Source organism: Micromonospora chalcea, from assembly GCF_002926165.1.
Lineage (GTDB): Bacteria > Actinomycetota > Actinomycetes > Mycobacteriales > Micromonosporaceae > Micromonospora > Micromonospora chalcea.
In genome coordinates, this window is record NZ_MAGP01000086.1 from 35,015 (window position 1) to 47,182 (window position 12,168).

8 protein-coding genes and 2 pseudogenes are annotated in these 12,168 nt (G+C 73.8%); 1 reads left to right on the top strand and 9 read right to left on the bottom strand.

Annotated elements, in window-relative coordinates; all coding sequences use genetic code 11:
* Positions 1-17: 17 nt before the first annotated feature.
* The 9 genes and pseudogenes from cydC to deoC form a co-directional block, all read right to left on the bottom strand.
* Positions 18-1,814, bottom strand: a pseudogene (gene cydC, locus BAW75_RS08750) (thiol reductant ABC exporter subunit CydC); the annotation flags it as partial.
* Positions 1,757-3,436: a thiol reductant ABC exporter subunit CydD gene (gene cydD, locus BAW75_RS08755; RefSeq protein ID WP_104113229.1), complete on the bottom strand. Its 1,680-nt coding sequence runs from the start codon at positions 3,434-3,436 to the stop codon at positions 1,757-1,759. The pseudogene cydC and the gene cydD, both read right to left, overlap by 58 nt.
* Complete coding sequence (locus BAW75_RS08760; RefSeq protein WP_104113230.1) at positions 3,433-4,440, bottom strand: cytochrome d ubiquinol oxidase subunit II; 1,008 nt, start codon at positions 4,438-4,440, stop codon at positions 3,433-3,435. Before BAW75_RS08760 ends, cydD begins: the two co-directional genes overlap by 4 nt.
* An 11-nt stretch (positions 4,441-4,451) precedes the next feature.
* Positions 4,452-5,699 (bottom strand): cytochrome ubiquinol oxidase subunit I, encoded by a 1,248-nt coding sequence (locus BAW75_RS08765; protein ID WP_104113231.1) that lies wholly within the window; start codon positions 5,697-5,699, stop codon positions 4,452-4,454.
* Positions 5,700-5,802: 103 nt separating this feature from the next.
* Positions 5,803-6,708, bottom strand: coding sequence for a M56 family metallopeptidase (locus BAW75_RS08770; RefSeq protein WP_104113232.1), 906 nt, complete (start codon positions 6,706-6,708; stop codon positions 5,803-5,805).
* A 141-nt stretch (positions 6,709-6,849) separates the two neighbouring features.
* Positions 6,850-7,296, bottom strand: a pseudogene (locus tag BAW75_RS32570) (BlaI/MecI/CopY family transcriptional regulator); the annotation flags it as partial.
* An 826-nt stretch (positions 7,297-8,122) separates the two neighbouring features.
* The gene (locus tag BAW75_RS08785; RefSeq protein WP_104113233.1) at positions 8,123-8,947 is read right to left on the bottom strand and encodes an aldehyde dehydrogenase family protein; all 825 of its coding nucleotides are present in this window, start codon (positions 8,945-8,947) and stop codon (positions 8,123-8,125) included.
* A complete protein-coding gene (locus tag BAW75_RS08790) occupies positions 8,940-10,370 on the bottom strand; it encodes an aldehyde dehydrogenase family protein (protein ID WP_064447631.1) in 1,431 nt (476 codons plus the stop codon). The genes BAW75_RS08785 and BAW75_RS08790 overlap by 8 nt, the downstream gene beginning before the upstream one ends.
* A 5-nt stretch (positions 10,371-10,375) precedes the next feature.
* Positions 10,376-11,335 (bottom strand): deoxyribose-phosphate aldolase, encoded by a 960-nt coding sequence (gene deoC / locus BAW75_RS08795; protein ID WP_104113234.1) that lies wholly within the window; start codon positions 11,333-11,335, stop codon positions 10,376-10,378.
* 136 nt (positions 11,336-11,471) lie between these two features.
* On the opposite strand from deoC, the gene upp reads away from it, so the two are divergent.
* Entirely contained in the window at positions 11,472-12,104 is a 633-nt protein-coding gene (upp, locus tag BAW75_RS08800) for a uracil phosphoribosyltransferase (protein WP_104113235.1), read from the top strand.
* Positions 12,105-12,168 lie beyond the last annotated feature (64 nt).

The following is a 12,168-nucleotide window of genomic DNA, read 5'->3' on the forward strand; positions in this document are numbered from 1 at the left end:
ATCGGATTCAGTGCGCGCTACGGCGTGACCGCCAGGTAGCCGCGTTCGGCCGTCTGCTGCCGCAGCCACTGCTCCCGGTACCAGCCGGGGCGTGCCACCAACTCGTCGTGCCGGCCGCGCTGTACCACCCGGCCGCCGTCGAGCACCACGATCTCGTCCAGCCCGGCCAGGCCGCTGAGCCGGTGGCTGATCAGCAGCACCGAGTGCCCGGCCGGGGTGGCGGCGAGCGTGGAGTCCAGCACCGCGTCGGCGGCGGACGGGTCGAGCCCTTCGGTCGGCTCGTCGAGCACCAGCACCGGCGGGGCGGCCAGCAGCGCGCGGGCCAGCGCGAGGCGCTGCCGCTGCCCGCCGGAGAGCTGCCCGCCCTGCTCGCCGACCACTGTGTCCCAGCCGTCGGGCTGTTCGCGTACCCAGTCGAGCAGGCCGGCCGCCCGGGTCGCGGCGACCAGGTCCGCCTCGGTGGCGTCCGGACGGCCGAGGAGCAGGTTCTCCTTGACCGTGGCGTGGAAGACGTACGCCTCGGCGAGCAGGCCGCCGACCACCCGGGGCAGGTGCTCGTCCGGGATCCCGGCCACCGGCACGCCGCCGACGGTGACCCGGCCGGTGTCGGGGCGTACCGCGCCGGTGAGCACGGCGGCGAGCGTGCTCTTGCCGGCGCCGCTCGGCCCGACCACCGCCACCCGGCGGCCGGCCGGCAGGTCGAGGTCGAAATCGGCCAGCGCGGGGGCGGCCCCGGTCCGGTAGCGGACCGTCACGTCGGCGAACCGTACGTCGTGGCCGTCGATCGCGGGCTCCGGCGCGCTCGTCGGCGGCGCCGTGGCGGCGGGCTCGGCCAGCAGGTCGGCCACCCGGGCCAGCCCGGTCCGGAGCTGGGCGCGCTGGCGGGCCGCCGCGACGAGCGCGAGAGCCACCTCCACGGCGGCGAGCGACCCGACCGCGAGGACGCCGACGAGCACCCCGCCGACCCCGGCCCGCAGCGCGACGGCCACCACCGCGGCGGCGGTGAGGCCACCCACGAGTACGCCCGTCGCGTCCACCGCGAAGCCGGTAGCGGCGAGCCGGCGTTCCAGCTTCGCCAGCCGCGCGCCCCGGTTCTCGGCGGCGGCGAGCGCGGCGCCGGTGGCCCCGAACGCGGCCAGGTCGGCGGCGCCGTGGGTGAGGTCGACCGCGTCCACCGCGAGCGCGCCGCGCAGCGGGGCGACCTCGTCGGCGGCGCGGCGGGTGAGCCGGGTGGCCAGCGCGGGCAGCGCCACGCCGGCCACCAGCAGGCCGATCGCGAGCACACCGGCGGCCGGCGGTGAGATCAGCGCGGCGACGCCGACCGCGAGCACGCTGACCACCGCCGCGGCCGCTCCCGGCACGAGCACGCGCAGGAGCAGGTCCTGGGCCGCCTCCACGTCCGACACCAGGCGGCTCAGCGCGTCCCCGGTACGCCGGCCGGCGTCGCGCCGAGCGGCGAGCGTGGCGAACACCCGGGCCCGTACGTCGGTGATCATGCGGAGCACGGCGTCGTGCCCGGCGAGCCGTTCGGTGTACCGCAGCACGCCCCGGCTGACCGCCAGCGCCCGGACCGCCACGATGGCCACCGTCAGCCGGTCCAGCGGCGGGCGGCCCGCCGCGCTCATCAGCAGCCAGGTGGCGGTGGCCATCAGCGCCAGGCCGGCGAACTCGGTGGCGGCGGCGAGCAGCCCGGCGCCGAGCAGCCGGCTCAGGTACGGCCGGGCCAGGCGCAGCACCGCCCGTTCCGCGCCGGGGATCATCGGGCCACTCCCGGCCCGGTGGCGGTCGGGTGCAGTTCGGTGACCCGGCCGTCCTCGACGCGCAGGATCCGGTCGGCGTCGGCGAGCAGCGCGGGCCGGTGCGCGACGAGCAGCGCGGTACGTCCGGCGACCAGCCGCCGGGTGGCGTCCAGCACGACCGCCTCGCTGGCGGAGTCAAGCCGCGCGGTCGGCTCGTCGAGCAGCACGATCGGCGCGTCCCGCAGGAACGCGCGGGCGAGCGCGACCCGCTGCCGCTGACCGCTGGACAGGCCGTGGCCGCGTTCGCCGAGGCGGGTGTCCAGCCCGTCGGGCAGGGCGTCGACCACCTCGTCCAGCGCGGCGTCGGCGACCGCGGCGGCGAGCACGTCGTCCGGGGTGTCCGGCGCGCCGAGGCGGATGTTGTCGGCGAGCGACCCGGCGAACAGGTGCGCCCGCTGCGGCACCCACGCCAGTTCGCGCCGCCAGGCGTCCAGGTCGACTCCGGCCAGGTCCACGCCGTCGACGGTGACCCGGCCGGAGGTCGGTGCGACGAAGCCGAGCAGCAGGTTGAGCAGCGTGCTCTTGCCCGCGCCGCTGGGCCCGATGACGGCGATCCGGTCGCCGGGCCGGATGGTCAGCGTGACGTCGCGCAGCGCTGTGGTCCGGTCGTACGCGACGCTCACGCCCTCGAAGCGGATCTCGCCCCGGCCGCCCGGCGTGGGACGGCGGGGTTCGGTGGTGGCGGGCGCGTCGGTGGCGGAGAGCGTGAGCGCCTCGTCCAGCGCGGTGAGTCCTTCCATGCTGGCGTGGAACCGGCTGCCCGCCGCACGCAACGGCAGGTACGCCTCCGGGGTGAGCAGCAGCACCAGCAGCGCGGTGGAGAGCGTGAGGCCGCCGCCGAGCAGCCGGATGCCGACCGGCACCGCGACGAGCGCGACGGAGAGCGTGGCGACGAGTTCCAGCACCAGCGCGGACAGGAACGCGATGCGCAGCGTCTTCATGGTGGCCTGGCGGTGGCCGTCGGCCATCCGGCGTACCACGTCGACCTGTCCCCGGGACCGGCCGAACGCGCGCAGTGTGGGCAGCCCGGCCACCATGTCGAGGAAGTGCCCGCCGAGCAGTGACAGCCGCCGCCACTGCCGTTCGGTGGCGGCCTGCGCCTGCCAGCCGAGCAGCGCGCCGAAGATCGGGATGAGCGGGATGGTGAGCGCGATGATCAGCGCCGAGCTCCAGTCGGCGAACACGATCCGGGCCAGCACCGCCACCGGCACCGTGACGCTCAGCACGAGCTGCGGCAGGTAGCCGGTGAAGTAGGGGTCGAGCGCGTCGAGCCCGCGCCCGGCCAGCGTGGCGAGCTGCCCGGCCCGCTGCCCGGCGACCCAGGTGGGGCCGTGCCGGCCGACCGCGCGCAGCAGGTCGGCGCGCAACGCCGCCTTGACTGTCGCGGCGGCCCGCGCCGCCACTGTGCCCTGCGCCCAGCTCACCAGCGCCCGCCCGGCGACCGCCGCCACGAGACCGGCCAGCGCCGGCCGGTGCAGCCGCCCGTCGAACGCGGTGGCCAGCAGCGTCGCCAGCGCGGTCGCCTGGGCGATCACCAGCAGCGCGGTCAGCCCGCCCAGCGCCGCGAGCACGGCGAGGTCGCGCCGGGCCGCGGGGACCCGACGCAGCAGACGCGGGTCGAACGGGCGGCGGTTCACCAGTACACCGGTGCCCTGCCGTCGATCCGTCCCCGGAACACCCACCAGCACATCGCCTGAAAGCCTAGTAGGGCCGGCACGAGCGGTAACGCGAGCCATCCCAACAGTGCCAGCGTCGGACGGCCGGCGGCCGCCTCGGCCACCGTCAGCGAGGCTGCCGGGTCGGCCGTGGAGACCAGGATCCGGGGCCAGAGCGCGGCCCCGACCAGCGGCGCGGGCAGCGCCAGCGCCGTCGCGGTCGCGGCGAAGGCCACACCGGCCCGGCCCCGCCGCAGCGCCGCGCGGGCCGTCAGCAGCGCGGCCACGAGCGCCAACGGCAGGAGTACGGCCACAGCCGGGCGCGCCACCGCGGCGCGTACCCGATCGGAGAGCACGCCCAGGACGGTGGCCGCGCCGACCGCGACGAGTGCGGCGGGCACCAGGCCGGCGGCCAGCCGGGCGAGGGCCGGGGCCTCGGCGGCGGGCAGCCGGAGCGTGAGGAACGTCGCACCGTGCACCGCCACCAGCGCCAGCAGGGCCAGCCCGGCGGCGGCGACGAACGGGGTGGCGAGATGACCGACACCGACCACGTGCCCGTCGGCGCTCAGCGGCACGCCCTGGAGCAGCCCGCCGAGCACCGCGCCCCAGCCCAGCGCGGCGAGCACGCCGCCGACCACCACCACCCGGTCCCAGCCGGCGCGCGCCGTTCCGGAGACCGGGCGGCTGCGCAACTGCACCCCGGCGGTCACCAGCACCACCCCGGCCAGCGCGGCGAGCACCGCCGGGTAGAAGCCGGAGAGCAGCTCGCCCTCCAGCCGGGGGAACGCGCCGAACAGGATGCCGACGGCCGCCACCAGCCAGACCTCGTTGCCGAGGAAGAACGGCCCGAGCGCGGCGAGCGTGGCCCGGCTGCCCGGCGTCGGGCCGCGCCGGGCCAGCAGCAGGCCGACGCCGTAGTCGTAGCCGCCGAGCACGAGGTAGGTGGCGAAGAAGAGGCCGAGCAGGGCGTACCAGGCGAGTTCCACGGCGGGCTCCCTCAGACGAGCACTGGCTGGTGGTGGGGGTCGGTGTCGGGCGCGGGTGGTCGGCCGAGGGCGGGGTCGTACGCGCCGCGCGCGGCGTGCCGGGCCAGCAGCGTCCAGTTGGTCACCGCGAGCGCGCCGAGCAGCAGGCTGAACCCGATCAGCGAGGCGAGCATCAGCCCCGGCGAGACCGGGGAGACGGCCTGCGCGGTGGGCAGCAGCCCGTACGCGGCCCAGGGCTGGCGGCCGACCTCGCGGGCGATCCAGCCGAGCAGCATCGCCACGAACGGCAGCGGCAGGCCGAGCAGGATCAGCCAGAGCGGGAACCGCAACCGGATGATCCAGTCGCGCCAGAGCAGCGGCAGCAGGAGCCAGAGGGCGCCGAGCGTGAAGCCGATCAGGATCATGAAGCCGAGGCCGACGTTGGAGAGCACCGGCGGATCCCAGTCGCCGGGGCCGTACCGCGCGGTCCAGTCGGCGACGAGCGTGTCGCGCTCCGGCCCGCCGCCGAACTTCGTCGGCTGGAGCTGCGCGACCGGGCCGAACTGGGCGAAGCCGAAGCCCTGGAGCGTGCTGACCGCTAGCGCCGCGGTGACCAGGCCGAGGCGCAGCGAGGTGCGGAACAGTGCGTAGTCGCTGGTACGCCGCAGCAGGTGCCAGGCGCTGACCGCGGCCATCAGCAGGCCGCCGGTGACCAGGCTCGCCGAGATCACGTGGCCGAACGCCATGCCGAACGTGGGATTGGTGAGCAGCGCGCCGAAGTCGGTGAGGTGGGCGACGCCGTCGCGGACCTCGTACCCGACCGGGTTCTGCAGCCAGGCGTTCGCCACCATGATCCAGAACGCCGAGGCGTACGCGGTGATCGCCACGCCCCAGAGCAGCGCCAGGTGTACGCCGCGCCGCAGCCGGTGCCACCCGAAGATCCACATGCCGAGGAACGTGGACTCCAGGAAGAACGCCACGAGCGTCTCGATGGCCAGCGGCGCCCCGAACACGTTGCCGACGTAGCGCGACAGCCCGCTCCAGTTCAGCCCGAACTGGAACTCCATCACGATGCCGGTGGCGATGCCGAGCACGTAGTTGATCACGTAGAGCTGGCCCCAGAACCGGGTCAGCCGCTCGTACACCGGTTTGCCGGTGAGGAAGCCGGCCGTCTGCAACCCGACCAGCAGCGTGACCAGGCCGAGCGTGACCGCCACGAACAGGAAATGGATCGAGGTGGTGGTGGCGAACTGGAGGCGGGCGAGGAGCAGCGGATCCACTGTCGTCCTCCCATGGGTCGACTCTCTTGTCGTAGTCAACCTACACGTAGCTTCACTACCTATAGAGGTGTGCGAACCCGGAGAAGTCCCTTAGGGGGCGAGATCAGCTCAGGAACAGGGCGAACGGCAGGGAGACGAGCGTGCCCGCGACGGCGAGCGCCATCGCGCCGAGCACCCGCGGCGGGCGGTCCGCGACGAGCAGCCGCTGCACCCGTACGTCCAGATCGCGGTCGCCGAGTCCGAGCGTGCCCGCCGGTTGCACCCGGTGCTCGGCGGCGGCGAACCGCCGCAGCGCACCGGCGAGCAGCGCGTCCGCGTGCAGCTCCCGGGCCTTGTCGTCGGCGCGCATCTCGACCAGCAGCGCCACCCTCGCGTGCGCGTCCCGCACCCACTGGAACCAGGGCAGCGCCCGGCACAACGCGGTGAACGGCAGCAGCACCAGATCGTGCCGCTCCTGGGCGTGCGCCCGCTCGTGGGTGAGCACCGCCGCCAGCTCGGCCGGGTCGAGCAGGTCGAGCGTGCCCGCGCTCACCACCACCCGGGGCCGCACCCCCGGCAGGCAGTACGCCGCAGCGCTCGGGTGGTCGAGCACCAGCGCGCCGGGCACCGTCGGGTCACGCCGGGCCACCAGGTGCAACAGCTCCCGGTGCCGGCGCTGGGCGCGTACCGCGCCGTGCAGGCTGCGTACCGTCGTGGTGAGCAGCACCACGCCGATGCCGAGACCGACGCCGACCAGGCTGAGGTGCACCGCGCCCACACCGGCCGGAAGCGTGCCGTGGGCCAGGTCGTCGGCCAGCGCCAGCAGCGCCCACCCGGTCGCCCGGTCGTAGACGTCGAGGCCCAGCGCCATCGGCAACCCCATGGCCGACAGGCCGAGCGCCAGCCCGACCGCCTGCCAGCACAGGATCGCCACCCGGGGCGCGCGCCACGTCCAGCGCGCGGCGGCGAGGACCTGCGCGGTCAGCCAGCAGGCCAGAATGGTCGCGGCGAAGTGCAGGGCGTACGCCACGGCGGCCGCCTACCGGTCCGTCGCCTCGTCGAGCGCCGGCCGACCGGGCCGCGGGTCCTCGATCCGGCCGGTCGTCCCTGCCTCGGCGGTCGCTGGCCCGGTCGCTCCGGTCTCGGTGGTCGTTGGCCCGGTCGTCCCGGTCTCGGTGGTCGCTGGCCCGGTCGCTCCGGTCTCGGTGGTCGCTGGCCCGGTTGCCCCGGTCTCGACGATCGTGGGCCCGGTCGCTCCGGCCTCGGCGCTGAGCGCGGCGCGGAGCACGTCCGCCTCCGTGCCGGTCACCGAACGGGCGAAGCGCACCAGCGCGGCGTCCCGGCTGCCGCCGAGATCGAGGGCTTCGAGCATGAGCTGGGCGATGTGCGCCTCGCGGGTGGCGGCGGGGCGGTAACGCCAGGCGCGGCCCTCCCGCTCGCGCTGCACCATGCCCTTGCCGGCGAGCCGGTCGAGCACGGTCATGACGGTGGTGTAGGCCAGTTCGCGGCCGTCCAGGGCGTCGGCGACCTCGCGCACCGTCACACCGCCCGAGGCGGCTGGTGCCGCGTCCCACAGCACGTCCATCACCGCACGCTCAAGGTCCCCCAGCCGAGTCACCCACCAATCCTACCTCCGGTAGTAGACCCTCTCCGCCGCCCCGGTCCCCGGTTCCGGTCCCCGCCCCTCGCTCCCGAAGATCAACACCAGCTCGGGGAGGTGGTGTGGTCCGAGGCGGCTCGATGCAGCCACCTCCCCGTACTGGTGTCGATCTAGCTCTCCTCGGACGGCCCCGCCAAGATCCACTCCGCCTCGGGGAAGTGGTGCAGTCCCGGGTCGGTCGATGCGGCCCTCTCGGGGATCTGGTCTTGATCGTGCTGGCCTCAGGGTGGGCGCCTCGGCAAGATCCACGCCAGTTCGGGGAGGTGGTGGCATTCGGGGCGGGTTGATGTGACCACTTCGCCGTACTGGTGTCGATTTTGGTGCGTGGGAGGGCAGGGTCAGCGCCAGTTCGGGGAGGTGGTGCAGTCCCGGGCTGGTTGATGTGGTCACTCCGGGGAAGTGGTGTTGATCTTGCTGGGCGGCCGGGTGAGTGTCGGGGCGCGGCTCGGGTCACTTCGGGGGTTTGGTGTTGATCCTGTCGGCCTTGTGCGGGTGCCTCGGCAAGATCAGCGCCAGTTCGGGGAAGTGGTGGCATTCGGGGCGGGTTGATGTGACCACTTCGCCGTGCTGGTGTTGACCTTGGTGCGTGGGGGCGAGTCGGCACCGGTTCGGGGAGGGTGGTGCTGTCCGGGGTCGGTTGATGTGGCCACCTCGGGGAGGTGGTGTCGATCTTGCTCGGCTGCGGGTGGGACCGACGACCGTTCGCGGAAAGTGCGGGGACGGGAAGTGGCGGCAACCCGGGAGGGTGTGCCGCCACTTCGGGCCGGGGCCGGACTGCCGCCTGTCAGACGCCCTTGGGGTGCCAGACCGTCTTGGTCTCCAGCAGCGTGGTCATCCGGGTGATGCCGGGATCGGCGTACCAGTCGTGGTCGGCCGGGGCCGGCCGGAGCACCCGCTTGAGGTTCTCCGCGGCCTTGATCTCCAGGTCGGCGGCCAGCTCGGCGTCGGCGACGCCGGTCAGGTCGATCGCGTTGACGTCCATGTGCGCGGCGAGCGTCGGCACGGTCTCGGTCAGCCGGCCGGTGAGGATGTTCACCACCCCGCCCGGCAGGTCGGAGGTGGCGAGCACCTCCGCCAGCGTCACCGCCGCCAGCGGCGCCGCCGGGGAGGCGGCCACCACGACCGTGTTGCCGGTGACGATCGCCGGGGCGATGACGCTCACCAGGCCGAGCAGCGCGGGCTCCTCGGGGGCGGCCACCGCCACCACGCCGGTGGGCTCCGGCGCGGACAGGTTGAAGTACGGGCCGGCCACCGGGTTCGCGCCGCCGTACACCTGGGACAGCTTGTCGGACCAGCCCGCGTACCAGACCCAGCGGTCGATCGCGGCGTCCACCTCGTCGGCCGGTACGCCCAGGGCGACGAACTGCTCGCGCCGGCCCTCCAGCATCTCGGCGACCCGGTAGAGGATCTGACCCCTGTTGTACGCGGTCGCCCCGGCCCAGCCCTTCACCGCGGCGCGGGCGGCCACTACCGCGTCCCGCGCGTCCTTCCGGGAGGCAAGAGACACGTTCGCGGATTGCACGAGATACGACCGTCCCGACTCGCTGCGCGGGAACTTCCCGCCGATGAAGAGCTTGTACGTCTTGCGTACCGCGACCCGCTCAGACATTGAGGTACCCCTCCAGCCCGTGCCGGCCGCCCTCGCGACCGTAGCCCGACTCCTTGTAGCCGCCGAACGGCGACGTCGGGTCGAACTTGTTGAACGTGTTCGCCCACACCACTCCTGCGCGCAGCCGGTCGGCCAGCCACAGGATCCGGGAACCCTTGTCGGTCCAGATTCCGGCCGACAGCCCGTACGGCGTGTTGTTGGCCTTTTCGACGGCCTCCGCCGGGGTGCGGAACGTGAGCACGGACAGCACCGGGCCGAAGATCTCCTCGCGGGCGATCCGGTGGGCCTGGGTGACGCCGGTGAAGATGGTCGGCGCGAACCAGAAGCCGCGCTCGGGCAGCTCGCACGGCGGCGACCAGCGCTCCGCGCCCTCGGCGGACCCGGCGTCGGACAGCTCCCGGATGCGGGTGAGCTGCTCGGCCGAGTTGATCGCGCCGATGTCGGTGTTCTTGTCCAGCGGGTCGCCGACGCGCAACTGGGCCATCCGGCGCTTGAGCGACTCCAGCACCCGGTCGGCCACCGACTCCTGGACCAGCAGCCGGGAACCGGCGCAGCAGACGTGCCCCTGGTTGAAGAAGATGCCGTTGACGATGCCCTCGACGGCCTGGTCGATCGGCGCGTCGTCGAAGACGATGTTCGCGGCCTTGCCGCCCAGTTCCAGCGTGAGCTTCTTGCGGGTGCCGGCGACCGAGCGGGCGATGGCCCGGCCCACCTCGGTGGAGCCGGTGAACGCGACCTTGTCCACGCCCGGGTGCTCGACCAGCGCCCGGCCGGTGTCGCCCGCGCCGGTGACGATGTTGACCACGCCGGCGGGCAGGTCGGCCTGCTGGCAGATCTCGGCGAACAGCAGCGCGGTCAGCGGGGTGGTCTCGGCGGGCTTGAGCACGACCGTGTTGCCGGCGGCCAGCGCCGGGGCGATCTTCCACGCCAGCATGAGCAGCGGGAAGTTCCACGGGATGACCTGCGCCGCCACGCCGAGCGGCTTCGGGTCCGGGCCGAAGCCCGCGTGCGGAAGCTTGTCGGCCCAGCCGGCGTAGTAGAAGAAGTGCGCGGCGACCAGCGGCAGGTCGACGTCGCGGGACTCCTTGATCGGCTTGCCGTTGTCCAGCGACTCCAGCACCGCCAGCTCGCGCGAGCGTTCCTGAATGAGCCGGGCGATCCGGAACAGGTACTTGGCCCGGTCCCGGCCCGGCATCGGACCCCAGACCTTCTCGTACGCGGTCCGGGCGGCGCGCACGGCGCGGTCCACGTCGTCGGCGCCGGCCTCGGCGATCTCGGCCAGCACCTCCTCGGAGGCCGGGTTCACCGACTTGAAGCTGCCGCCGGAGGCCGGGTCGACGAACGCGCCGTCGACGAAGAGCCCGTACGAGGGCTTGATGTCCACCACCGAGCGGGACTCGGGGGCGGGTGCGTATTCGAACATCGCGTTCAGTCCAGGGTGAAGTAGTCGGGGCCGGCGTAGACGCCGGTCGTCAGCTTGGTGCGCTGCATGAGCAGGTCGTTGAGCAGGCTCGACGCGCCGAACCGGAACCAGTCCGGGCTCAGCCAGTCGGCGCCGACCGTCTCGTTGACCATGACCAGGTACTTGATCGCGTCCTTGGTGGTCTTGATGCCACCGGCCGGCTTGACGCCGACCTGACGCCCGGTGGCGGCGCGGAAGTCGCGGACCGCCTCCAGCATCACCAGCGTCACCGGCAGCGTGGCCGCGACCGGGACCTTGCCGGTGGAGGTCTTGATGAAGTCGCCGCCCGCGAGCATGGCGAGCCAGGACGCCCGCCGCACGTTGTCGTACGTGGCCAGCTCGCCGGTCTCCAGGATCACCTTGAGGTGGGCGTCCCCGCACGCTTCCTTGGTGGCCACGATCTCGTCGTAGACCTCGGCGTAGCGCCCGGACAGGAACGCGCCCCGGTTGATCACCATGTCGATCTCGTCCGCGCCGGCCTCGACCGCCGCGCGCACGTCGGCGAGCTTGATCTCCAGCGGGGCCTGACCGGACGGGAACGCGGTCGCCACGCTGGCCAGGTGCACGCCGCTGCCGCGGAGCACCTCGGCCACGTACGGGACCATCGACGGGTAGACGCAGACGGCGCCCACGTGCGGGCAGCTCGGGTCGGCCGGGTCGGGGCGCAGCGCCTTCGCGGCCAGCGCCCGCACCTTGCCGGGCGTGTCCGCGCCTTCCAGGGTGGTCAGGTCGACCATCCGGATCGCCAGGTCGATCGCCTCGGCCTTCGCCGTGGTCTTGATGGAGCGGGTGCCGAGCTGCGCCGCCCGCTGCTCCGCGCCGACCTGGTCCACGCCGGGCAGGCCGTGCAGGAAGGTCCGCAGAGCGGTCTCGGATCGTCCCAGCTCGGAGAGATCCGACCGGGCCGACGTCGTTGTCGCCGTCATGCCCCGAATAGTACGCACTCGCGAGTCCTGTGATCTTGGTCACGGACAACGGGTTGCGAGCGTCGTACGTGAGCGGGGTCGCTGGTCGGGCCGCACCCACCGTGCGCCGGTCCACGGAGCGGTAGGTTGAGCGATCGTGGACGTAACCGTCATTGACCATCCGCTCGCCCAGACGCGGCTGACCGCCATGCGGGACGCCCGGACCGACTCGTCGTCGTTCCGGGCGGCGCTGCGCGAACTCACCACCATGCTGGTGTACGAGGCCGCGCGCTCCTTCCCGGTCGAGAAGTACTCGATCCAGACCCCGGTCACCGCCACCGAAGGCAGCCGGCTGGCGAACCCGCCGCTGCTGGTGCCGGTGCTGCGGGCCGGTCTCGGCATGGCCGACGCCGCGCTCGGCCTGCTGCCCGAGTCGTCGATGGGCTTCGTCGGCCTGGCCCGCGACGAGGAGACGTACGAGCCCCGCGCGTACATGGAGTCGCTGCCGCGCGACCTCAGCGGCCTGCCGGTGCTGGTGCTCGACCCGATGCTCGCCACCGGCGGCTCGCTGGAGCACTGCTGCCGGCTGCTCGCCGACCGCGGCTGCACCGACATCACGGTGCTCTGCGTGCTGGCCGCGCCGGTCAGCATCGAGCGGCTGGAGCGCTCCGGCCTGCCGCTGCGCCTGGTCACCGCCTCGATCGACGAGGGCCTGAACGACTCGAAGTTCATCGTCCCCGGCCTGGGTGACGCCGGCGACCGCCAGTTCGGCGGCATGCCCCGTTTCTGAGGCCGGTCCCGGTGCGGAGGGTCGGCCCTCCGCACCGGGAACCGGACTGCCCCGGCGAGTTGGT

Coding starts and splice junctions, on each gene's coding strand:
- BAW75_RS08785 (WP_104113233.1), bottom strand. CDS start 8,947: ATGTCTGAGCGGGTCGCGGTACGCAAGACGTACAAGCTCTTCATCGGC.
- BAW75_RS08790 (WP_064447631.1), bottom strand. CDS start 10,370: ATGTTCGAATACGCACCCGCCCCCGAGTCCCGCTCGGTGGTGGACATC.
- deoC (WP_104113234.1), bottom strand. CDS start 11,335: ATGACGGCGACAACGACGTCGGCCCGGTCGGATCTCTCCGAGCTGGGA.